Here is a 22,667-nt window from a genome sequence, read left to right on the forward strand (position 1 = left end):
GATAGCTTTTTTATAATGGTCGAATTACCCGACTTTCGGCTACCTACCTATCATACTTTTGACCTGTAACCCAAAATAATGTTTATGAAAACCGGAATTATCATACCGTGCTATAACGAGGAAAAAAGATTAAACGTAACAGCTTTTAAAAAATTTATTAGTAAAGAAAATGACTATCATTTATGTTTTGTAAATGACGGAAGTAAAGATAATACACTAAAAGTTCTACAAGAAATCAAAGAAGTAAATCCTGCTAAAGTAAGTATAGTGGACATGAAAAAGAATGGAGGTAAAGCTGCAGCTGTAAGAGCTGGATCTCGATACTTATATAGTTTTGTGGAAATAGACTATATAGGGTTTATCGATGCAGATCTTTCTACGGATTTCGAGGATTTTGGTGACCTATTAAAGACTTTAAAAACAAACAATGAATTAAACTTTGTTTTTGGTTCTAGAGCGAAAAATGCCTCAGAAGCAATAGAAAAAGATAAAATAAGATCTTTATTGTCTAAGGTAATTAATATACTCATAGTTTTGATCGTAGGACTATCAATAGATGATACACAATGTGGAGCTAAAGTATATAAAGCGGAATTAGTTCCTATTGTTTTTGCAGAGAGTTTTATGAGTAAATGGCTTTTTGATGTAGAGATGTTTATAAGAATGAAGAAGTATTTTGGAAAAGAACAGACAGCAAGAAGTATTTTCGAACAGCCATTAAAAAAATGGGTACATATGGATGATTCTAAAATAGGATTAAAGGACTCTCTAGAAATCCCTTATAAATTGTTCTCGATATGGCTTAATTATAATGTTTTACCTACAATGTCAACTAACGAGGATGTTATGATTAGTGAACCCGTAGTTGAGATTTATAATAATTCAGCTCCAGCTATGGTGGCATAACTTTAAATCTACTCAAATCTTATAACCTAAACCTGGAAATTATGATTAACTATCCCATTAAGTTCGAGCCCATACTTAAAGAAAAAATATAGGGTGGTAATAAATTAAAAAACGTTTTATGTAAGAAAACTACTAAAAGTAATATTGGAGAGAGTTGGGAAATTTCGGATGTAAATAAAGATATATCGGTTATTTCTAATGGTGTTGCTATAGGTACTACTTTAAGAGAATCGATCAATTATTGTGAACTATTAGAAGTTTTTATTTAGTATCAGATTTAGGTAAGAAAAGGATAGTAAATAAGTTTGTTTCACGATTAATTGTAGAAAAGGAAAATCCAACAGTTTGAGAAAACTGCAAAATTTTCCTTTTTTTATTTTAAAATTAAATGTTTTGAGTAAGCCAATCTCCAACTTCGCTAGTTTTATAAGCTTTTTGATCTCCAGCTAAATCTTCGGTTACTACACCTTCATTTAACGATTTGTCAACTACATTACGAATTACCTGAGCTTCTTCTTGAAGTCCAAAAGCTGTTTCAAACATCATAGCTGCAGATAATACTGTTGCCAGCGGATTGGCAATGTCTTTGCCTGCAGCTTGCGGATATGATCCGTGAATAGGCTCAAACAAAGCCGTTTTTTCTCCAAGAGATGCAGAAGGCATTAATCCCATAGATCCAGATATAACAGAAGCCTCATCTGTAAGAATATCTCCAAATAAATTTTCCGTGATTAATACATCATAAGAATTCGGCCACTGTACCAATCGCATGGCTACAGCATCCACAAATTCATAACTAACCTCTACTTCTGGATATTCTTTTTCCATAGCTTGTACTGTTTCTCTCCATAATCGAGAAGATTCTAATACATTTGCTTTGTCTACACAACATAATTTCTTTTCACGTGTCATAGCCATCTCAAATCCTTTTTTAGCTAAACGCTTAACTTCTTCTCTTGTATATGTACACGTATCATAAGCAGTATCTCCATTATCCTCTCTACCTCTTTTTCCAAAATAAATACCGCTAGTTAATTCGCGGAGAAAAACTAGATCGGTTCCCTCAATTCTTTCTTGTTTTAAAGGAGATTTATCAATTAGAGAAGGGAATGTAAAAGTTGGTCTTACATTAGCAAATAAACCTAATTTCTGGCGCATTTTCAGTAATCCTTGCTCCGGACGTACTTTTGCAGAAGGATCGTTGTCAAATCTAGGATGACCAATAGCTCCAAACAACACAGCATCTGCATTCATGCAAATTTCATGAGTTTCATCGGGATACGGTTCTCCAACCGCGTCAATAGCAGCGGCACCAGTTAATGCCGATGTCCAATTTATTTGATGGTTATATTTTTTCGCAACTGCATCGCAAACCTTTACTGCTTGATCGATAACTTCGGGACCAATCCCATCACCAGCTAGTAGTGCTATGTTTAATTCCATATGTTTATATTCTCAGTTCTATTTTATTATAATTCAATAATATTTAGCATTTTTTCTGTTGCTTTAATGGCAGAAACAGTTTGATCAGAATCTAGTCCCCTGGTCACAAATTCTTTTGTTTCAGTTTTCCAGGTGATCACAGTTTCACAAAGTGCATCAGAATTACTTCCTGGTGGGATCCGAACGGCATAGTCAATTAATTTTGGTAAACTCTTCTTTTTTTGAGTATATACTTTTTCTAAGGCATTTATAAATGCATCATACTGACCATCACCTTGAGCATGTTCTTCAAGAACCTCATCATCCATTTTAATAGCAAGTGTTGCAGAAGGTTTTAACCCTTTTGCATGGTTTAAGACATAAGATTTGATTTTTACTTTGTCTTGATAGAGTTTACTATCTAATACATCCGAAATGATATATGGTAGATCTTCTTGAGTTACCACTTCCTTTTTATCACCTAACTTAATGATCTTCTGAGTAACTTTTTTGATATCTTCGGCACTAAGCTTTAACCCTAATTCTTGAAGGTTTTTTTCAATGTTAGCTTTTCCTGAAGTTTTTCCCAATGCATATTTACGTTTTCGTCCAAAACGCTCAGGCATTAGGTCATTAAAGTATAGATTGTGCTTGTTATCTCCATCAGCATGGATTCCTGCTGTTTGTGTAAATACATTATCTCCAACTACAGGTTTATTAGCAGGGATTTTAAATCCAGAAAAGGTTTCTACCAGTTTACTTACTTTGTAGATAGCGGATTCTTTTACGTTAATACGAATTTCTGGAAGGTAGTCATTAATTACAGCAACTACACTTGCTAAAGGAGCATTTCCTGCTCGCTCTCCCATACCATTCATAGTAAGATGTAAACCATTTACACCAGCCTTAACTCCTTCAATAGCGTTCGCAACTCCAAGATCATAATCATTATGAGCGTGAAAGTCAAAATGTATATGAGGATATCTATTTCTTAAAGAAGATAAATATGCATACGCCTCGGAGGGTATAAGGACTCCTAATGTATCAGGGAGTAAAATTCTTTTTACAGGCTGTGTAGATAGGAAATCCAGAAACTGGTATACATATTCAGAAGAGTTACGCATACCGTTACTCCAATCTTCTAAATATACATTTGTAGTAATTTCTTCTTGTGTTGCTTGTTCAAAAGCCTTTGTAATATCTCCAAAATGTTGTTCAGGAGTTTTTTTTAATTGGTATGTTAAGTGGTTTAGTGATCCTTTGGTAAGAAGATTCTGAACTTTAGCCCCAGTATCTTTCATCCATTGTATAGATTTACCACCATCTACAAAGGTTAATATTTCTATCTGGTTAATATACCCATTCTCATTTGCCCAATCAATAATATTCTTAACTGCTTCGAATTCACCTTCGGATACTCTAGCGGATGCTACTTCAATACGATCTACACCTAATTCTTCGATTAATAGCCGAGCTATTGTTAGTTTTTCTGAAGCAGAAAATGAGATCCCAGAGGTTTGTTCACCATCTCGGAGCGTAGTGTCCATGATTTCTATTGATCGTTTACTCATACGATTTGTTTTTGCGTTAGGGATAGTAATGAAAATCCCACAGCTTGAGGAACGAAGTGCGAGGAATTGAAATGATAGCCCGCTTGAACGCCCAAAAAATTATATAGTTAGAAAGGTCGGGCTGTTGCGAACTCTTGAATTTCTGACTTCATTTTGGTTAGATAATCAATATCATCGTACCCATTGAGCATATTCTCTTTTTTATAGCTATTAATATCAAAAGATTCTGATTCCCCAGTAGCTTTGATTGTAATGGTTTGTTGAGGTAGATTTACTTCAATCTCAGTATTAGGATTTGTTTCAATAGCTTTAAATATTTTTTCTAAAAATTCTGGACTTACCTGTACAGGTAAAACACCAATGTTAAGGCAATTACCTCTAAAAATATCTGCAAAAAAACTTGATACTACACACCTGAATCCATAATCATATACAGCCCAGGCGGCGTGTTCACGGGAAGATCCTGATCCAAAATTTTTACCTCCAACAAGTATTTTACCACTATATGTAGGGTTATTTAGTATGAACTCTTCTTTTGGAGTATTATCATTGTTGTATCTCCAATCTCTAAATAGGTTATCTCCAAAACCTTTACGCTCTGTAGCTTTTAGAAAACGTGCCGGAATAATCTGATCCGTATCTACATTTTCTATTGGTAATGGTACAGCAGTAGAGGTTACTACATTAAATTTATCGTACGCCATTTTGTTTATTCTTTTTAATTATGCTAAAAGTGTTCTTGGATCTGTTACTACTCCAGTAACTGCTGTTGCAGCTGCAACCAGAGGGCTTGCGAGTAAAGTCCTCGAACCAGGTCCTTGTCTTCCTTCAAAATTTCTATTAGATGTACTAACTGCTAACTTTCCTGCTGGAATTTTATCTGCATTCATTGCTAAACATGCAGAGCATCCAGGCTCTCTCAATGTAAATCCTGCTTCGGTGATGATGTCTAACAATCCTTCTTTTTTAATAAGTCCTTCTACTTCGTGTGATCCTGGTACTAACCAAGCAGTAATGTTTTCTGCTTTCTTTTTTCCTTTAATAATGGAAGCAAAAGCTCTAAAATCTTCAATTCTACCATTGGTACAACTCCCTAAAAATACATAATCGACGGGTTTACCGATCATGGCATCACCTTCGTTAAAATCCATATATCCTAAAGATTTTTTATAGGTAGCAACACCACCTTCTATAGTTTTTGCATCTGGTATAGTATTGGTAATACCAATACCCATTCCTGGATTAGTACCATAGGTAATCATAGGCTCAATATCGGCTCCATTAAAAGTAAGTTCTTTGTCAAAAACAGCATCTTCATCTGTTTTTAGGGTTTGCCAATATTCCATAGCAGTATCCCAAGCTTCTCCTTTTGGAGTTAATGGTCTTCCTTTAATGTAGTCGAATGTTTTTTGATCTGGAGCAATCATTCCTCCTCGTGCTCCCATTTCTATACTCAGATTACATACAGTCATACGACCTTCCATTGTCATATTACTAAAAACATCGCCAGCATACTCTACAAAGTAACCGGTGGCACCAGAGGTTGTTAATTGAGAAATAATATATAATGCAACATCTTTTGGCGTTACCCCAAAACCAAGTTCTCCATTAACATTGATTCTCATTTTCTTTGGCTTAGGTTGCATAATACACTGTGTAGACAATACCATCTCTACTTCTGATGTTCCAATACCAAAAGCAATAGCACCAAAAGCACCATGCGTAGATGTATGAGAATCGCCACAAACAATAGTTGCTCCTGGTAATGTTATTCCATTTTCTGGTCCTACTACGTGAACGATACCATTTTTTTGATGCCCTAATCCCCAGTGAGAAATCCCCCAAGCTGCTGCATTTTCTTCTAAGGCTTTTAGTTGATTTGCAGATAAAGGATCTTCTACAGGCAAGTGTTGATTTATAGTTGGTGTATTATGATCTGCTGTTGCAAAAGTACGTTCTGGGTATAAAACAGTGTTCCCTCTACTTTTTAATCCCAAGAAAGCTACTGGACTAGTTACTTCATGAATGAAATGGCGATCAATAAAAAACACATCAGGTCCATTCTCAATGTTTCTTACTACGTGTGAATCCCACACTTTGTCAAATAACGTCTTACTCATTTTTATGATCTTTACTACTATATAGATGATGTATTTAGCATCTTCTTATTAAAATGTTAAAAAGGAGGTAAATTTACGAGTTACGATAGATTTCAGCTAATAAAACTATAAAGAGAGGAGTAGTTTTAAGTATATCTCAATTTTAGCTAGAATTTTAGATAATTTGACAAAAAAGATATTGATTTTAATGAATACTATTATTTTTAATTAGAGTATATGATTTAAAATCAAGCCTTAAGAAAATTTGGTGTAAAAAAAATGTTAGTTTTTGTTAATTATCCTTTGTAAAGCTAAAAAAGGTTGTATATTTGCCGTCCGCAAGGAAAGATAAAAACTTGTTGAGCTCATAACTCAAAGTTTTAAAGACAAGTAATTTGTTATCTTATATCGCGGGATAGAGCAGTAGGCAGCTCGTCGGGCTCATAACCCGAAGGTCACAGGTTCGAGTCCTGTTCCCGCTACAACAAATAACCTCTTGATTTTCAAGGGGTTATTTTTATTTTTAGAGGGAAATTTCAACTTTATTTTATGTTTTTTAAGCGCTGGTGCGCGGTATCGGTGCGCGGTTTTTTTGTTTATTATTCGAAAATATTTAATTTTTTAACGGCTGTACTTACAATTTTCTCATCTATATAATGCTTCTGTAAGATCTCATCTGTAGAATGTGAAGATAGGTTTTTCGCATCCCCTTTCATTGCCATTTCTAAATAAGTGAGATAGGTTTTTCTAAGGCATTTAAAGAGTAGACTTCTTTCTGTATTAAGTTGCCTGTAATAGTGGTTAAAACCCTTGGATATTAAATCCATCATAGAAACTGTTGAGAGATTAGTCCTGTCAGGGGAAAGGATATAATCATTGCTGTTTATGTTGTTTTTGTAACCGAGATCAATTAATATTTGCATTAAACCTTCAGTTATAGGGAATATTTTTGGTTTCACTTTGTCTTTTGTTGCTTCGCCAGCCATTCGCTCTACTTTAAAATTGTTTACGTGTATAAATGCAGGCTTATTGTTAATCTCCTTAATCATATTCCAACGTAGAGCTACAATTTCTTCTCTACGCCCTCCGGTGTGCAGTGCAAGTTTGATTGCATCTTTTAGAAATGGTCTATATAGATTTCTATTGAAGTTTCTTTTTTTGCTTTTTGAAACAACCACTCCTTTTTCTGGTGTTATGGTCTTTAATAAAGAGTCAAATTCTTTTTTGGTTATTGAATCTTTGTTGACAAACTCACTTCTTTTCTGTACATTTTGGAAAGGATTCTTTTTGTCTATAGAGTATTTGTCAATAGCCCAGTCAAAGAAGGTGGATAAGGAACTCATTTTTTTGTTATATGTGCTGTTGGAATAACTCATATCGCTTAGAAGGTAAGAATGATAAAACCCTACGTGAGTCGGAGTGATCTTTTCAATTGTAATTAGCTTTTTATTTATCTTATTTTTAGTCAATGATTTGTTGAATAGTAAAAGACATTTTTTCTGTTCTTTTATGTATTTATCTGTTCTTTCTTTTTTTTCGTGTTCGGGGACGTTAACGTTTCTTAGGAAATTCAGGTATTCAATTTGTGCTGAGAAAAGGTAGTTTAAATATATTTTTTCATGATTAATACTCTGTTGACCGGTTAATTCTTCAATAAACTCTGTCCTGTATTCTATTCCTTCAATAAGGGCTTCTTCGTATCTTGCAGATACTAAAGTTTTGTATACTCTTTTTTTAGCGGTTCCAGGAACATGAATAGCAATTCTGTATCTATGGTTTTCAAGGTTTTTGCATTGGGATATTTTTTTATTAGATAAACCACAAGTAGGTTCTATGACTTTCCCGTTTTCGGTTTTTTGAGTCCATCCAAAATTCTTTTTACAATTTGTCATTTGGCAGAAAACTGACATTCCTTTTCCCTTTTTGGTTGGTAACTTCTTTTTTTTCATAGTTTATTTTTTAGTTTTCATTCGTCATTTAGGAACTCAATTGCTTCCTTGCATAATGGTTTAGTGTTCAAGGAAGCTTTGACCTTTTTTCTGGTTTTTCCTTGGGTTACAATTGAATATCCGTAGTGATCATTTTCTCGATATAGACGATACAGTTCTTCCCAATTATCTGGATCTTTTTTCTTAAAGATTTGAATAATTCTTTTGTCCATTTCTGCTTCTACTAAAAATCTGTATGACATTTTTTTTCTACCTATTGCAAGAATGGGTAGTTTTAATTTTTCACACCATTTTTGAGCTGTTCCAATATTTTTAGCTTTTAAAATTTTAGATATTTCAGATAGCTCTATAAATTTTTCATTAGTATTCATTTTGATACTTAATTGCTGTAAATCCAATTGTAGTGTCGGTCAATACAGTAGTGATAAGTGTGCTTGACTTGTAGCGGTCATTTGCGTTAATTAATTTTTTTATTTTTTAAAGTGTGTTCTAGTGGTTCGATGAGCGGATGCTATTTTACCATTGATTTGTTTTATTTCGATGTTCTGGTATTTCCCTTCGGTTAATAATCTTGCAATGTCATCTGCATCCTCTATTCTTTCAGTGCTTTCTATAATACTAATCTCCCCATCTCTTTTTGTTATTTTTATATTTCTGAAAGCTCTGCTTCGAATGATTTCTAGCGCTTTTGTTTCTTCCTGTGTAAGCCCTGCTGTTTGACTAAACTCAGGTAAGTTATACACTGGATGGAGATTAATTTTAACGGCTTTATGTAATGATAATGCAGTATGGTTTTCAATTTCTCCAGATCTGAGTTTTAAGAAATAATCTTTTTCATCAAGCATCCAAACTTCATCGATTCCCTCATTGTAAGAGATTACGATAAATACAGGCTGGTCGTATAGAAGAATTAAGATTGAATAATATTCGAGCGCAGGGTACTCTTGATTATCTTCTGCTTTAATCTTTTCAAATAATATTTCTTTACATGCTATCATTTCAGTATGAGTAAGTCTTAGTTGCTTCATTTCTTTTAAAATCCCTATCCAAACAATATCAATGGGGCTAAAGTAATTCCATCTTCGTAAGGCATCAGGATCTCTCTTGTCATCGAGTACACCTGATTGTCTCCAGCTATGAAGTGTTCTTGCGCTAACCCCGTGTAAGTCCTTTGCTTCAAATATCATTTGATTTAGAGCATTGCTATGAGGTTTAAAATCTATTGGCTTTGTTTTCATACGTTTTTGATTATAAATGTTTCTATGCTAAGATATTAAATTTTATGTTACATTACATCAATGTAATATAAAAAAACACACAAAAGGGATTTGCTACTACCTATTTAGGTGTCATATCATGATTTTAGTTATTGTTTTTTAGGGCTAATAATTCTTTGAGTGCTTCTGTCTGTCCTTTCTGAGCTTCAAAGGCCATCTTATTGCAATCTGCTAAATCGGTATTTAATTTTTGGATGCTTTCTTCAAGTCTAACTTTATCTCTTTCATATCGCTCTTTTTCTGCTGTGAGCTTATTAACGTCTTGCTCAAGATTGTCATTAAAAATTATAGTGTCTATTTTTCCTCTGGAGAGAAAAATCATCATATCAAATACCTCTATAATCTCTTTTCTTTTCTCAGTAAGTGTTTCGGCAGAGAATGACTTAATGAAATGGGTTTTAATATTCAGTAATTCATTTTCAGTCTCATCACAAAACTTCTTAGCTTCCTTTCCTTTCAGTTTTTTGTTTTCTGAAATGAATAGTTCTAATCGTTTTTCAATTTCTTCAAACACTTCACTTATATCGCCATTGTCCTGATTACTTATTGTTTGCTTTTTTGATAAGAGTGCATCTTCAACTTCAAAGCTATCATCATAAAAGAAATTAAAATCAATATTAATGTCTTTTCCAAGATTGAACATTAGAAGATGTGGTGCGTGTTTTCCTTTACCTCCTTCTACATCTTTTCCACGCATATGAGTAACAATATATTTGTTGTGTGGGTAGTATTTCACTCCAAAAGCATAGTCAGTAGTAAGGTCAAGATTAGTTTGTGATTCCTTATGGTATTTTATAAGGTAATCTATGAGTTTTAGTGTCTGTTTGTCTATTACTTTGAGGTCATTCATGTTAAATAAGTGTTAAATATATAAATTTTATATATAATTTATATTTTGATAATCAGTTAGTTAGTAATTTTTTGAATTATTTAAAACACAAGGTTGTATAGAAAATATATAATTATTCTATAAATTTGAGAATAATTATATAAAAATTATATTTTGCTCATCTTAACAACTGGTTTTTTTTGTTCTTCGTGGCAAATTTATATAAAATTTATATAACATTTATATAAAATTTAAATAATTTTTTAAAACAATTGGGGATGTACACAAAAAAAGAATTTGAACAGCAATTAAAAACACTCTATGACTACTACAACGAGCCGATCCATAAGCTTATTAAACGCACAGGACTTACCAGACCAACCGTTATGAGGTTCTTAAAAGGGAAAATCCTTCGCTCTTATAATCAAGACAAGCTTATAGAAGCTGTCATTAAAATGAATGAAGAAGCACAAGAAAAAAGGAGATCGCTTCAGGAACGAGGGAAACGTATTCAACAATTAGAATTAGAACTAGGTGACGGGGAGCATATAGGGAAAAGTGAATCTGCATAATTTAAAGTAAAGGGAAACAATGAAAATAGTCACAATTCGAGAATCGCAGACAAAAAAACTCTCCAGTAAAAAGAACCAGGTATTTGAGCTAATAAGCAGACCAGAAACTACCATTATCCATCGCAGGAAGGCATTCATTAAAAGGGGAAGTTGAGCATTATATATTCTATTAAAATCGGGAACCACAGTATCAGTTGCTTTCGGGTAATTGTAGCATTTTATATGTCCTGATTTTCAGTTTGAAAAGAAAACAATTACTATGATTATTAATTATTCCATCTCATTTCAAGCCTTAGATCAATTTGTATTTCAATTCAATAATGATCAAGAAACCATTGGTACAAAGATTAGGCAGTCAATGCTGGCTACCGCAAAAGAAGTCATCAAAATTTATGGGGTTTCTCTGGTGAAGTCAAACAAAGTTACACCTATAGATCCGTGTAACCTTCCTTCTTTAAGGACGAATAATATGCAACTAGCTACGATTACCCAAGCTAGTGGTAGAACTATCCAAAGGCACATAGATCGTTTGTTAGAATGCGGCATTTTAACCGGAAAGATATGGCATGGTTCTCATTCCAGTTATGAATTGTTCATAAATCCAAAAATCTTGTGGATAAAAGGCGTTGGAAGTGTTGATAAGGCAAAACAAAACAGAAAGGATGATGAAAATTTAAACATTGAAAATCAGCATATTAAAAATAGTATTACTCCAAAATGTCCTCATTCATACACTAGTAAAAAAACTAATAAAAGAAATAATAGAATAATAGCTGTTGAAAAGCTTCAAAACAGTTGGCAAGTGAATTTCGATTCAGCTTCAGACTTGACTCAAAAAAATACAAATAAAAGTGCTGAAAAAACAGAAGAAAGGTGTTCGCCTTTGCTCACGGTTAATGATCTAACTGAAAAAAAACCTAAAAAAGAAACTGAAAAAACACGAAGGAAAGACCTTTTGAAAGGAGATGCACGAAGGAAAGATGCTTGGCGGGAAGAAACCGAGCTTGATGAAAAAACTGCGCAGGGTAGGCAAACTGGCGCTGAAAAAATCAAGAACGAACATAACAAGGAAGGCAATGACCATCCCTGTGATACTGCCCGCCACGCTTTCCTATTGAAATATGTCAATGAGCTTTGGGCATTGGCAAAGGATGTTTTATACAAGGATGCGTGGTTAAATAAGCGACAATGTAACATTGCATTGTCCCTTTTGTATCAGTGGTATGAACCTGTTTCAGATGAAAAAATGGAATATGTTCATAATGTCTACAAATCCCGAATTCACATCGCTCGTGACTATGTTGATCGTGATCCTGATCATCGTTTTATCAAACTACCATATGAATATTTTAATCCTAAATCCGAAGGGGGGTTTGCAGGGACAATGCCTTGGTATCAGGCTGATAAAAAGCATAAGGAGGGCTTAAAATTGAAAAAAGTTTTACGGCAAGAAATTAGAAAATTCAGGAATAATGAAAAGAAGGATACGGCAGAATCACGACCTCGCCTGACGGTATTCAGGGAGTGCGAACAGCGTATAGGTAAGTTGGGGATACCAGAGTTGTTAAGCAAGTTTTATGCTGCTGTTTTAAACCCAAAATTAAAGGAATAATTCAATAAAAAAAGAGAAAAAATGGAACAAAAGACAAAAAGGAAAAGTCCAAGGTTGGCAGAAAAATTAAGAAAAGCTGTTCAAAATTTGAATGTTGATGTGTTCGGATATGAAACAAAAGTAACCAAAAACATCATTAGCTATTTTTCAAAACTTTCTAAAGAAACAGACTTACCACAGGATAGATTAGTAGTACGAATTTTCAAAGATAGAACAGCTATAAATGTTGCAGTGCATAATCAGGGAAGACCTGTTAAAAAGATTCCTGTTAAAGAACTTATTACCCTATTTACAAATTCCGAACCCTCTGGATTGTTTAATCTGGAAGCCAAAGTGATACGAGGAATAGAAATATTTATGGCTGAGTTTTCTGAAGCACATAACCTCAATGTAGATCAATTGCAAATTTGCATTGTCACTAGTCATGACAAAGTATGGGTTAAAGGATATAAGGGTATAGCGCTTATTAAAGACATTCCATTGGGTGTTTTAATCAAACATTTTACACAATGAAAACAAGGAAGAAAAGAAAACGTTGGAATCCCAAAGAACACTCTAAATACAAAATGGTCGTTTATTTTAAGGATAAAGAAGCTACAGATCCTTCTGAGGACGATGAGGCTAGTACGTTTTATTCATTCGATTGGAAAAGTGGGTACTCCAGATTTCTCGACCCACAAAAAGGACTAGCAGGTTTACATAAGAAAGTAATAGAATACGGTGAAAAGGCAAATTTTATACTCATCTATGACCGTACTACGGATAGATTGATTGAGAAGTATTTTGAAGGAGAACCCGTTGAAATCTAAGTTGAAAAAATGGTTGGAAACAAAAACAAAGAAAAGGAATGAAAAAAGTTCGAGAGTTATTAAAAAAATCAGAAGCAAAGGAAGGCTTAAGCATTGAAAAGCCCTCTATAGAAACAGTACGATTATTATATGTATCTCCATTGCTCAATTCAGATGGTTATTATCGAATGATTCTTCCATATTTAGAATTGGGAACGTCAAAAGGGTTTGAAACACGAGTAACCTCTGTTACCAAATGGGATTTTGCTAAAACCTTTACTATCGGAACTGATACCTTACAAGAAGAAGAAATACGATGGGCAGATTATATCATTTTTCCAATGCTTACGGGGAACTATACATATCTCTTTCAGGCAATCAGGGTGTTGAATCCAAATGTGTATTTGGTAATGGATATTACAAGGCAAATTCACAACATTCCAAAATCGCATCCGGATCACGAGGTTTTTAAGCAAGAAGATCAAGATCAGTTAGTACAAAACCTTATTCATATGGATATGATTACCACTCCAATAAAACGACTGTGTAAATTATACCAGGAGTGGTTAGATACTAATTTGAAGGAGCGAATAGACGTCGAATTCTTTTGGCTTCCTTCACTTATCTCCAGTATCGGATTTGAAGGTATTTCTTCTGTTGTAAAACCTAATGATGATAAGGTAAGAATAGGTATGATAGGATCACTTAAATCGGCAGCAGATTATAAGTATTTCCTCCCAATGTTTAAAAAGATAAAAGAGAAATATAAGGATAAAGTAGAGCTGGTCATCTTTGGTTGGAATGGAAGAAACGCTAATGGATCTGAGGTGTTAAAAGAGGTGGATATTACCTACCATAAATCGGTAAGTTTTCTCGATTATTATCAGACTTTGAAGAATTTACATTTCGATGTGATTCTGATTCCAATGCGATCTTTAGATTATTTCGCCTATGCCAGTACAATAAAGTTTCTGGAAGCAGCAGCGATCGGAGTTCCTGTCATTGCTTTGGAGCATTCTTCTTATGCTAAAGTAGTGGATCATAAAAAAAACGGGTTACTAGCTTGGAAATTAACAGAATGGGAGTCAGCATTAATACAATTGATTGAGGAGCCTGAATTTCGCAATAAATTAGGTGAAAATGCTAAAAAATGGGTTTGGAAAAATCGTTCGTATACTCAGAAAAACCTTATACATTTTAAAAATGCTTTTATATATAGAGCTAAATTAGGTTACTATTCGCTCCAGTGAATAAGTATGCAGTATTTAAACTATAATTTAAAACAATTTGATATTAATATAAATTTTAAAAAAAGTAAGATGAAAGAAACAAATTTAAAATCAGACAACAATGGCTTATCATCTATCTCTGGTATTGTGTATAATCATGGGATCATTCTTAAAAACTATATAAATGTTAATACGGAGTACGAAAAAGGAGGGGTTAAAAAGCTAGCTAAACTTTTGGGGATTACTAGACAAGGTGTTTATACCTTATATAATCAGCCAATCATAAGGAAAAAGTACCGAAAATTGATTATCGATATCTTTAACCTTCGACCTGATTTTTTTCCTCCAGCATTGAGTTATAAGGAAAGTTATAGGCTACTTTTATTAGAATACACCAAACTAGAGAACAAGCATAAAAAGTTGGAGACGAATTAAAACTACATTGTTGGAACACTCCTAAAGAAGAATAGAATACTCTTTAGTGGTAAGAGTTAAGAAATGACAGGGTGTAGTAAAACTTTTTTACATGAATATTCAATAATTTTCTATGGTTAAGCTTTATTTTATAAATAAAAAAAGGGTATTGTACATAAATACAACACCCTTCATTGAAAATATTAGATTTTAAATTCTATTCGTTACTACTGTTTAATAATGGCGCTAAACCATTGTGAATCCCCTGTAAACCTTTTAAGCAATAGGTTATTAGCCCCTTTTTCATATAAATCATCTTTTTTACCACTACCGTTTATACTGGTAACTTTTAAATAATTCAGATTCCAATTGTCGCCAAATGGACCACCGCCAAATGTAGTTTGTAACTTAATGTCCTTTATTTGATCTTTCCTAATTGGTTCTCTTAACTTAATTTCGACAAATTGAGTATGGTTATCTGGCCATCTACGTTTTTTATTGACATTATATTGCGTTATTTTTTTACCATTTTTTAGGTTTACATGAACATGGACATTATCGTGTCCTCCCCTGAGATCATCTCCTCCTGTCCTCAATTCCAATAAAAAACTATAAATTTTATGTGGCTTAAGATTATTGTCAATTTCAGTAATACTAGGTGGATTTCTGAATTTATAAGTGTCATCTATAAAATAACTTCTCCATCTCTTGTTGACTCTGAAAACGTTAACTAATTTCCCATTTTTGATCTCTCCTGCGAATTGATAATAACACTTTTGAGATGGAACTGGTACCAATACTGAGAGTTTATTTGGATAGTTAGGGTCGTAAATAAAGATTCTTACTTCTTTCTTATGTGGATCATTTTCTGCAAATCCTTTATATCTTCCCAAATTATAACCAATTGCCAATACTTGGTGATGTTTAACTGGATCGTTATGTACATTGAATAACCCTAAAGGAATTGTTTTGTTTTGATCAACCCGTCTTTTTAATTCAAAAAATCGTCCTTCTAATCCCCAATAAAAAAACTCATGATCTCGCCATCCAAAAGGGTTAGGGGTCATCTCCACAAATTTTATCAAATTTGCAAATGAATTTTGTTGTCTTTCATAAATATAATTATGTAATGGTGTTCCAATGGCAGGTTGATAATTTTGTCTTGGAACCTTCTTTTTACTGCTATAGTAATCATTTGCAGCATAACTCATGCCCCCACATAATCCATTGAAAGTGAAACTTATACTTCCGGAATCTCCAATAGTACTCTTAAAAGAGTTTGAAAAATTAAACCCATGTTTCTTCGGTGAAAAATCAGTCATTTTAACAAAAGGAAATTTTAAATTTATAAATGGTCTTAAATACCATTTTTGAGCCTTCCCTCCATTGAATGACCACATCCATACAGGAGTACCAGATTTGGAATTTCCCCATTGAACATCTAAATATGTTCCTAACTTAGACTGAATATGAAAGGAATTACCACTCTTACTTTTTATAAATTTCCATTTCAAGTTGTTCTGATCTATAACATCCCATAGTGTGACCTTAGCTTTTGGTTCTTTATTAGCTCGATACACATGGATACCTCTTCCAAAAACTGATTCAATTGTAAAATACTCCGTATCCCCTACTTTACGTAAATAAAATACCTGATTAAGTCCCCCATCATAATCACTAATGTTAATTCCTGTACCGTTCCTCGATCCTCCTGCAATTCCTAAAACTTTGTTATGTCCCACCTCTGATTCAAAGAAATAATATCCTTCTTTTTGAGAAAACGAAGAAAAACAACTAGTTAAACACAGCATTAAAATGCAAAATACCCTTTTCTGAATTAACCCTATTACATTAGGCAATAGGATAGAACATTCTTCTTTTTTGTTTTTAAAATACATAAACTTCTAATTAATTTAACAAATAGATTCTCCCTAACTGCTAGACCACTTTTCTTAAATTAGAATTTCATAAAATCATTTGCAGTTTTAAACGACTTTTATGAATTCATAAAAAAATTGATTTATATACTTAGAATCTTTACTTTAACTGTTGTTGTTATTTATGAAATTCAACAACAACATTTTTTCATTGATCAAATCTAGTTTGTGAAAAAAAAAGTGTTCTGTAATTTTTGGACATATTCCTATAAAAAATGGCTAAAATTCAATAAAATCAGCAATTCAATAAAGGTTAGGGTGAAAAATTTATGAAATAAACTGATCTCTATATTGTGATGGACGACAATTAAACCTTTTCTTAAAGCAGTTTGAAAAATAATTAGCATCGTTATATCCTAATTCAAATGCTATTTCTTGAATAGACATAAACTGATCTCTTTTTAGATAGATCTTTGAGATTTCCAAACGAGCAATATTAATAAGCGCATTCGGTGGCACTCCAAATATCTCTTTTATCATCCTTTGCAATTTTTTTTGGTTTGGAAAGCTTGTCAGTTCAAATAATTTTGATGCATTAAATGAAGGCTCTTTTAAATTTTTGGCAAAAATTTCTTGTAGCTGTTCAAGAAAATCAGCTACATATGAAGTATAGTTTGAAAGTTCGATATTAAAAATACTTCTCCAGAGTACTTCTCTTGTATACAGGTGCTTTTTAATTTCTGTAGTTAACAAATCCATATTTACAATAGGTTTTGTCAAATAACCATCTGCAAAAGATTTAATACCTAAAATTTTATCTTTATCGGATGCTTTTGCAGTTAATAAAATAATTGGTGTAAATTTAGTGAGTTGGTGGTTTTTTAATTCTTTTACCAAAGCTATACCATCTTTTTCTGACTCTGGCATCATAATATCTGAAATGATAAGATCAGGTTGATAATCAAGTGCCTTTTTGATACCATCAATACCATTCTCTGCTTCAATTACTTTATAACCTTCGTTTTTCAAAAAAAACGAAAGGTAATGCCGTAAACAATTATTATCCTCTACGAGAAGAATTGATTTTTTTCCTAAACATAGATCATTGATTTTTTGTTTTATTGGACATGCTTCAGATTCCTTGTTCTGTAAAAAATATTCGGATTCGATTCTAGTCAATGTATCATCTGAATCATATTGATTTATAACATCGTCAACACCCTTGGATAATTCAACAAGGTATTTATAAATGATATCATAAGTTTTTCGTTCAGATATCGATAAATTCTTGTTTTTCAACTTTTCTTGTACTTGAAATAATATTATGGATAAAGGAGTACGAAATCGATGTGATAATTCTGTAATAATCTCTTCCTTTGATTGGTTAGCTCCTTTCAGCATCTCTTCGCTTTCTTTCAACTTTTGATTTTTTCTGTTTTCTTCTAAAGAAGCTTTTACACTATTGATGTGTAAATAAGAAATTATACCCATAAAAATCATTGTTTCTGCAACAACCACAGTCATAATGATTATATAATTTTTAAACAACATACATAATACATATCCTAATAAAAGAAGAATACTTCCTATCAATGCTATCAAATTAAATGGGGTTTTCTTATTCTTAATAAGATGGGCTATCAATCCAAAAGAGACTATAACTAATCCTGACTTAATAAATATAAATACTTTATCATAATCAATTGCGAAGAATTTACCTTGAAGGCTACTGAAAAGCAAAATGTTTTCAAAGATTAAAGTACACCCGAGAGCAATACTTAGAATATTAAACCAAATTTTTGTTTTTATAAATTGTTGATCAATATTTAAAAAATGACTTAGAAATAAAGTATATGATAAGAAGGCAAGTGTTTGACTATTGACATCAATATAGATATAGGCATAAGGATCTAATTGAGAATAGAAATAATAAAATTCTGGTGTTCTGTATCCATAATTAAAAACTAAAAAGAATAAGTAAATCGAGTAAGCAAAAAAGTATTTTCGCTTCATGATAAAAAAATGAATTAGAAAATATAGGCAAGCAATTATAATCATGCCTAGCATCAGATTATAAAGAAAAGCTTGGATTTTTTTTGTTCTTTTAAATACAATTACACTAGTTCCATCAATTGTTTCTTTTTCATATACTATTGCTCGTATAACTTCATTTATTTGAGCTTTCCCTATAATCGACTTAAGATGAAACTCTATGTTTATAGGTTTGGAAAGATCAGCTTGGGATAAGTCTACCTTCATTAGCCCTATCTGCCAATCATAAGAAATATTCCACCGTTGAGTAATTAGACCCACATCATAACAATCAGGGATCATATCATTATTTTTTGGTATCAATACTTTAGTATAGTCATTGATAGGAAAGATTAGTTCTAAACGAGATGGTTTTAATTTTTTATCAATGTGGATTAGAATACTATCCTCATAAACCTTATTTACTTCGGGGTTATTAACTCTATTCAAATGAAATTCATAAATTTCACCAGGTACTTCCAAACTAATTTCATCTTGAGCAATACCAATTACAGGTATTAAAATAATGAACAAAAGAGACAGTAAAAATCTTAGTGCTGTACTATTATTTTTTTTGTTGTCTGGTTTTATTTTTTGAATTATTATTTCAGAATTACGTTTCATATCTAAAAATTTTACAAACTGATAAATGAAATTTTGGGGTAATTCTAATTAGCAAAACGGTCTATTCTAATTCAAGGAAATACAATTCTTTTAATTGCTATAGTTTGAAACCAGAAAATAAAAACAGCCATTTTGATTTAATAAGTTGTAACCATATTCCGTGCCAAATTTTTATATAACGGCTTTAATCAAAAAGCGAAGTCATAATAAGCTTCGCTTTTGTATTTATACGTTAGGTTTGGTTCCTATGGAGAATGAATACTGGTGATAAATATGGAAATATTTCTTTGTTGTAAAAGGGTGTAGCGTTTTTATTTTTAGTGTGCTTCTATCGTATTTCCAACAATAAATTAGTTTTTTTAGGTTAATTTTAATGCTGCAAAACAAAAGCGTATGAAAATCATTATAGGGGTTGAAGTAGATACTTGATCATAAGAATAAGAGGCAATTTTACTAATTGCCCCTTAGTTTTTTTAAATATGCCGATAGCTTGATATTTTCTTTTTTGTAAAATGCTTTTTGAAAGGCTTCAGTAGAGGTATAACCAATATCATTTGCAATGGCTTTTAACGTGTAATTTCTAAACTTTTCATCGACTTCTAGTCTAATCTTTACATAATTTATGCGTAGATCGTTAATATACTGAGTGAAAGATTTTCCTTTGTTAGAGTTTACTATTTGTGAAAGGTATCTTGAATTGGTATCAAACCTTTTAGCGAGGATATTTAGTGTTATTTTACCTTTTAAATAGTCTCGATCATCCTCAAATTGTTGAAGCTTCTCAAGTACATCTTGAATAAGCTTATCCGCTATTTGCATTTCATATGTAGTTGGAGTGTTTGCTTTTCTATGAATTTGTGTAAGAACAACAGCTTCTTTTTTTGCTTCAGAATTTAATTCCACAATATACATGATCATCATTAGAATAAAACCAAAGTTTACAATGGATTGTTCGGTGGTTTGGTGATCACCAAAAGCAACAACAACAGGCATTAAAGACAAGCTGAATAACCCTACATTTCCGGTAAGAACTCTATACTTAAAGATTACAGATTTGTGCTTGTCATCTTTATATATTTTATTTAAAACCTTAGTCACTTGTACGAAAAAAGCAACAGATATAACCAAAGGAACAGCTAAAAATAACTTTCTTGAGAGATCCAAACTGCCATAAAAGTAATATGGGAGTATAAACAACAGAATGAACGAGATAACCAAAGTATATAGCATTGATTTTACACCAAACAATTTGAAGGGATAAATATTAAATTCCCAATAGGTATAATAGATAAAGTATACAGCAACCACAATACCACTTGCATAAGCAACGATATTTTGCAGCATAATACTTATAGGAATATTTTCATCAGGAAATAAACCTGAAGATAGGTTATAAAAGATGTAAGTAATAGTCAGTACTAAAAAACGTAATCTGGTTTTGTCATGAGGTCTAGCTACTACAAACATAACTTGAGTAAATAGTACAAATGCTTGCAAAACCAATATTACGAAAGTAATAGCGTGCATTTCTGTTCCAAACATATGGTTAGTTTTTTTTAAGCAGGTAAAGTATATATCCTAAGTCTAATTTTTTGAGACATTCAAAACCAAATTTTTCATACCAGGCTAAATTGGAAACAACGGAGGTTTCTAAATAGATAGGTTTGTCTCCACAAGAAGTGATTACTTCTTCTAGTAAGGCACTTCCGATGCCTTTCCTTTGATGGGGTGGATCAACTCCGATATACCATAAATGTACATACGGTGTTTTAGGATAGTTTTCTTTAAGCAAAGCTTCTCGCTTAAGTGCTGCTCTCACTTTTCTGATACCAATGACTGCTGCCATTAATTTGATATCCCATAATATAGAATGGAGAGTATTTTTTTTCTGATCTGGAAAGATTACAATGCAAGCAGCATTGTGATCGTCAGAAATAAAAATCTCACCAAATTTATTTCCTTGAAAAAATGAATATTCAACTAGTTTTGAAATTCGTTCGACTCTTTTATGGTCTTGTTTTACAATATAGTTTACAGATTGATTATCTTTAAAAGATTCTAAGATGATTTCAACAACCCGTTTTTTATCAGCATTAGTAGCTAGCCCCATTTAGCAGTAATGATTTTAATTAATTTTGAGTTTATGTATAAATACGTATACACTATATAGTGTCTATATATTGGTGTTATGTTACCATAGAAAACAGATTTTAACAGTTGTTGTTTCATATCAATGTTAAAATTAATACAAAACCATATTAAATCTATGGGTTTACCATAAAATATATCGATTTTCTTGAAAAACAACATCGCTTTTCAAGAAAAGCGGGAAATTCTTTTTGGTTTTAAGTAAATAATGCGCTTAAATTTACAACTGCTTACCTTACAATAATTCACAACTAACTAATTCCAAAACTCAACAGCATACACAGGAGTATTTTTCTTGCGTATGTCACTAATTATTTAATCAGTATTGACTAATGCTAAAGGGGCGCAGCATGAAAAAAATAATAGAAAAAGATTTATTTGGAATTATTGCAATGGCTATTCTTTTGATTCCACAAATCGCACATACCTTGTACGTTTTTGAAGCGAATAGCCACTACGACCATCCTTGGTTTTCGTGGTGCTACGCAATTGGGGTCGATTTGGCTATCTTAATCTTTACAGTCAAAGGGTGGTTACGCACAGCTTTTTTTTATCTATTTGTAACACTAGCGCATAATTTAGTGTATCAATTTATGCCAGAAGGTGTATGGAGTAGTGTATTGCTAAGTATCGTTCAATCTGCTACGATATTTAGCTTTTGCCATCTTTTTTTCAAAAAGAAAGAAGTTGAGAAGAAAACAAGTAAAGCAGATGATTTACTTTCTGAAAAAGCTTTAAAAATACACAGAGCAATTGAAGCGGGTGTCCGCTTTAAACCGCAGCCATATGTGTGTCCTGAGTGTGGAGAATGTTTTGAAAATTCAAAACAATTAAACGGGCATATTTCAGCTCATAAATCTCGTAAGGAATGGGAGCCCGAGAAATATGGTGCTTGGGAGTTGGAAAATGATCAGAGGATACAATTATTGTAACAATTTGAAAGAACTATTACTTCTTAGTTTCACGGGGGAACTAAGTCAATCACATATAAACAGCAATCACAATGAAGGTACATTTTAGTATTAATTGGAGTAAGACAATACTTTACAACGCAGGGAAGCGTGATCTTACTATCAATTGGATTAATGGGGAAGGAATCCCAAGAGAAGGCGAAGCAATCAACATTCCAAAATTCATAGAAGAGAACTATGAATCCGATGAAACATTTATGCACAAGAATGAGGAACTAAATGTATTTGATTGGATTGAAAATACAACAGGATGGGAAGTCGAAATGGTGAAATGGGATCACCACAATGGAACTAATTTTCTGCATATTTGGGTTGGAGATAAAGGTTTAATTATTTAACATAAAGTGT

Annotated in this window: 21 protein-coding genes and 1 tRNA gene; 10 read left to right on the forward strand and 12 right to left on the reverse strand. The window is 32.5% G+C overall.

Features of this window, described 5'->3' with window-relative positions:
* Window positions 1-84 precede the first annotated feature (84 nt).
* Complete coding sequence (locus tag H526_RS0122090) at window positions 85-906, forward strand: dolichyl-phosphate beta-glucosyltransferase (protein ID WP_027395036.1); 822 nt, start codon at window positions 85-87, stop codon at window positions 904-906.
* A 384-nt stretch (window positions 907-1,290) separates the two neighbouring features.
* Here the strand turns inward: H526_RS0122090 and leuB are convergent, their stop codons facing one another.
* The 4 genes from leuB to leuC all read right to left on the reverse strand — a co-directional run bounded on the left by leuB (window position 1,291) and on the right by leuC (window position 6,019).
* Window positions 1,291-2,349, reverse strand: coding sequence for a 3-isopropylmalate dehydrogenase (gene leuB / locus H526_RS0122095; RefSeq protein WP_027395037.1), 1,059 nt, complete (start codon window positions 2,347-2,349; stop codon window positions 1,291-1,293).
* 26 nt (window positions 2,350-2,375) lie between these two features.
* Entirely contained in the window at window positions 2,376-3,899 is a 1,524-nt protein-coding gene (locus H526_RS0122100) for an alpha-isopropylmalate synthase regulatory domain-containing protein (RefSeq protein WP_027395038.1), read from the reverse strand.
* Window positions 3,900-4,006: 107 nt separating this feature from the next.
* The gene (gene leuD, locus H526_RS0122105) at window positions 4,007-4,603 is read right to left on the reverse strand and encodes a 3-isopropylmalate dehydratase small subunit (RefSeq protein ID WP_027395039.1); all 597 of its coding nucleotides are present in this window, start codon (window positions 4,601-4,603) and stop codon (window positions 4,007-4,009) included.
* An 18-nt stretch (window positions 4,604-4,621) separates the two neighbouring features.
* Window positions 4,622-6,019: a 3-isopropylmalate dehydratase large subunit gene (gene leuC, locus H526_RS0122110; RefSeq protein WP_027395040.1), complete on the reverse strand. Its 1,398-nt coding sequence runs from the start codon at window positions 6,017-6,019 to the stop codon at window positions 4,622-4,624.
* Between the two features lie 388 nt (window positions 6,020-6,407).
* Here leuC and H526_RS0122115 point away from each other — a divergent pair.
* A tRNA-Met gene (locus tag H526_RS0122115) sits at window positions 6,408-6,480 on the forward strand.
* 117 nt (window positions 6,481-6,597) lie between these two features.
* Here the strand turns inward: H526_RS0122115 and H526_RS0122120 are convergent.
* The 4 genes from H526_RS0122120 to H526_RS0122135 form a co-directional block, all read right to left on the reverse strand.
* Entirely contained in the window at window positions 6,598-7,947 is a 1,350-nt protein-coding gene (locus H526_RS0122120) for a tyrosine-type recombinase/integrase (protein WP_027395041.1), read from the reverse strand.
* A gap of 17 nt (window positions 7,948-7,964) precedes the next feature.
* Window positions 7,965-8,318, reverse strand: coding sequence for a hypothetical protein (locus tag H526_RS0122125; RefSeq protein WP_027395042.1), 354 nt, complete (start codon window positions 8,316-8,318; stop codon window positions 7,965-7,967).
* A 99-nt stretch (window positions 8,319-8,417) separates the two neighbouring features.
* Window positions 8,418-9,185, reverse strand: a complete 768-nt coding sequence (locus tag H526_RS0122130; RefSeq protein WP_027395043.1) for a MerR family transcriptional regulator — start codon at window positions 9,183-9,185, stop codon at window positions 8,418-8,420.
* A 124-nt stretch (window positions 9,186-9,309) separates the two neighbouring features.
* Entirely contained in the window at window positions 9,310-10,074 is a 765-nt protein-coding gene (locus tag H526_RS0122135) for a hypothetical protein (protein ID WP_027395044.1), read from the reverse strand.
* Between the two features lie 251 nt (window positions 10,075-10,325).
* Here H526_RS0122135 and H526_RS0122140 point away from each other — a divergent pair, with 251 nt between their 5' ends.
* The 6 genes from H526_RS0122140 (at window position 10,326) to H526_RS0122165 (ending at window position 14,689) form a co-directional block, all read left to right on the forward strand.
* Complete coding sequence (locus H526_RS0122140) at window positions 10,326-10,625, forward strand: hypothetical protein (protein ID WP_155839743.1); 300 nt, start codon at window positions 10,326-10,328, stop codon at window positions 10,623-10,625.
* A gap of 259 nt (window positions 10,626-10,884) precedes the next feature.
* Complete coding sequence (locus H526_RS0122145) at window positions 10,885-12,237, forward strand: hypothetical protein (protein ID WP_051336282.1); 1,353 nt, start codon at window positions 10,885-10,887, stop codon at window positions 12,235-12,237.
* Between the two features lie 21 nt (window positions 12,238-12,258).
* Complete coding sequence (locus H526_RS0122150; protein WP_027395047.1) at window positions 12,259-12,750, forward strand: hypothetical protein; 492 nt, start codon at window positions 12,259-12,261, stop codon at window positions 12,748-12,750.
* Window positions 12,747-13,046 (forward strand): hypothetical protein, encoded by a 300-nt coding sequence (locus H526_RS31180; protein ID WP_051336283.1) that lies wholly within the window; start codon window positions 12,747-12,749, stop codon window positions 13,044-13,046. The genes H526_RS0122150 and H526_RS31180 overlap by 4 nt, the downstream gene beginning before the upstream one ends.
* A 38-nt stretch (window positions 13,047-13,084) precedes the next feature.
* Entirely contained in the window at window positions 13,085-14,275 is a 1,191-nt protein-coding gene (locus tag H526_RS0122160) for a glycosyltransferase (protein ID WP_027395048.1), read from the forward strand.
* A 69-nt stretch (window positions 14,276-14,344) separates the two neighbouring features.
* Complete coding sequence (locus tag H526_RS0122165) at window positions 14,345-14,689, forward strand: hypothetical protein (protein ID WP_035086240.1); 345 nt, start codon at window positions 14,345-14,347, stop codon at window positions 14,687-14,689.
* 206 nt (window positions 14,690-14,895) lie between these two features.
* On the opposite strand, the gene H526_RS0122170 is transcribed toward H526_RS0122165, so the two are convergent.
* The 4 genes from H526_RS0122170 to H526_RS0122185 all read right to left on the reverse strand — a co-directional run bounded on the left by H526_RS0122170 (window position 14,896) and on the right by H526_RS0122185 (window position 21,310).
* Window positions 14,896-16,566: an RICIN domain-containing protein gene (locus H526_RS0122170; protein ID WP_027395050.1), complete on the reverse strand. Its 1,671-nt coding sequence runs from the start codon at window positions 16,564-16,566 to the stop codon at window positions 14,896-14,898.
* Between the two features lie 306 nt (window positions 16,567-16,872).
* Window positions 16,873-19,200, reverse strand: a complete 2,328-nt coding sequence (locus H526_RS0122175; RefSeq protein WP_027395051.1) for a response regulator — start codon at window positions 19,198-19,200, stop codon at window positions 16,873-16,875.
* Between the two features lie 453 nt (window positions 19,201-19,653).
* A complete protein-coding gene (locus tag H526_RS0122180) occupies window positions 19,654-20,742 on the reverse strand; it encodes a helix-turn-helix domain-containing protein (protein WP_027395052.1) in 1,089 nt (362 codons plus the stop codon).
* A gap of 4 nt (window positions 20,743-20,746) precedes the next feature.
* Window positions 20,747-21,310, reverse strand: a complete 564-nt coding sequence (locus H526_RS0122185; RefSeq protein WP_027395053.1) for a GNAT family N-acetyltransferase — start codon at window positions 21,308-21,310, stop codon at window positions 20,747-20,749.
* Window positions 21,311-21,698: 388 nt separating this feature from the next.
* Here H526_RS0122185 and H526_RS0122190 point away from each other — a divergent pair, with 388 nt between their 5' ends.
* Both H526_RS0122190 and H526_RS0122195 read left to right on the forward strand, forming a co-directional pair.
* Complete coding sequence (locus tag H526_RS0122190) at window positions 21,699-22,280, forward strand: C2H2-type zinc finger protein (RefSeq protein ID WP_035086242.1); 582 nt, start codon at window positions 21,699-21,701, stop codon at window positions 22,278-22,280.
* A gap of 71 nt (window positions 22,281-22,351) precedes the next feature.
* Complete coding sequence (locus tag H526_RS0122195) at window positions 22,352-22,657, forward strand: hypothetical protein (protein ID WP_027395055.1); 306 nt, start codon at window positions 22,352-22,354, stop codon at window positions 22,655-22,657.
* The last annotated feature ends 10 nt before the right edge of the window (window positions 22,658-22,667 follow it).

It is taken from the genome of Aquimarina latercula DSM 2041, from assembly GCF_000430645.1.
GTDB classification, from domain to species: Bacteria; Bacteroidota; Bacteroidia; order Flavobacteriales; family Flavobacteriaceae; genus Aquimarina; species Aquimarina latercula.

What these genes read in the sequence shown, in the direction of transcription:
- H526_RS0122090 (WP_027395036.1), top strand. Translation starts at nt 85, where the DNA reads ATGAAAACCGGAATTATCATACCGTGCTATAACGAGGAAAAAAGATTA.
- leuB (WP_027395037.1), bottom strand. Translation starts at nt 2,349, where the DNA reads ATGGAATTAAACATAGCACTACTAGCTGGTGATGGGATTGGTCCCGAA.
- H526_RS0122100 (WP_027395038.1), bottom strand. Translation starts at nt 3,899, where the DNA reads ATGAGTAAACGATCAATAGAAATCATGGACACTACGCTCCGAGATGGT.
- leuD (WP_027395039.1), bottom strand. Translation starts at nt 4,603, where the DNA reads ATGGCGTACGATAAATTTAATGTAGTAACCTCTACTGCTGTACCATTA.
- leuC (WP_027395040.1), bottom strand. Translation starts at nt 6,019, where the DNA reads ATGAGTAAGACGTTATTTGACAAAGTGTGGGATTCACACGTAGTAAGA.
- H526_RS0122120 (WP_027395041.1), bottom strand. Translation starts at nt 7,947, where the DNA reads ATGAAAAAAAAGAAGTTACCAACCAAAAAGGGAAAAGGAATGTCAGTT.
- H526_RS0122125 (WP_027395042.1), bottom strand. Translation starts at nt 8,318, where the DNA reads ATGAATACTAATGAAAAATTTATAGAGCTATCTGAAATATCTAAAATT.
- H526_RS0122130 (WP_027395043.1), bottom strand. Translation starts at nt 9,185, where the DNA reads ATGAAAACAAAGCCAATAGATTTTAAACCTCATAGCAATGCTCTAAAT.
- H526_RS0122135 (WP_027395044.1), bottom strand. Translation starts at nt 10,074, where the DNA reads ATGAATGACCTCAAAGTAATAGACAAACAGACACTAAAACTCATAGAT.
- H526_RS0122145 (WP_051336282.1), top strand. Translation starts at nt 10,885, where the DNA reads ATGATTATTAATTATTCCATCTCATTTCAAGCCTTAGATCAATTTGTA.
- H526_RS0122150 (WP_027395047.1), top strand. Translation starts at nt 12,259, where the DNA reads ATGGAACAAAAGACAAAAAGGAAAAGTCCAAGGTTGGCAGAAAAATTA.
- H526_RS31180 (WP_051336283.1), top strand. Translation starts at nt 12,747, where the DNA reads ATGAAAACAAGGAAGAAAAGAAAACGTTGGAATCCCAAAGAACACTCT.
- H526_RS0122160 (WP_027395048.1), top strand. Translation starts at nt 13,085, where the DNA reads ATGAAAAAAGTTCGAGAGTTATTAAAAAAATCAGAAGCAAAGGAAGGC.
- H526_RS0122165 (WP_035086240.1), top strand. Translation starts at nt 14,345, where the DNA reads ATGAAAGAAACAAATTTAAAATCAGACAACAATGGCTTATCATCTATC.
- H526_RS0122170 (WP_027395050.1), bottom strand. Translation starts at nt 16,566, where the DNA reads ATGTATTTTAAAAACAAAAAAGAAGAATGTTCTATCCTATTGCCTAAT.
- H526_RS0122175 (WP_027395051.1), bottom strand. Translation starts at nt 19,200, where the DNA reads ATGAAACGTAATTCTGAAATAATAATTCAAAAAATAAAACCAGACAAC.
- H526_RS0122180 (WP_027395052.1), bottom strand. Translation starts at nt 20,742, where the DNA reads ATGTTTGGAACAGAAATGCACGCTATTACTTTCGTAATATTGGTTTTG.
- H526_RS0122185 (WP_027395053.1), bottom strand. Translation starts at nt 21,310, where the DNA reads ATGGGGCTAGCTACTAATGCTGATAAAAAACGGGTTGTTGAAATCATC.
- H526_RS0122190 (WP_035086242.1), top strand. Translation starts at nt 21,699, where the DNA reads ATGAAAAAAATAATAGAAAAAGATTTATTTGGAATTATTGCAATGGCT.
- H526_RS0122195 (WP_027395055.1), top strand. Translation starts at nt 22,352, where the DNA reads ATGAAGGTACATTTTAGTATTAATTGGAGTAAGACAATACTTTACAAC.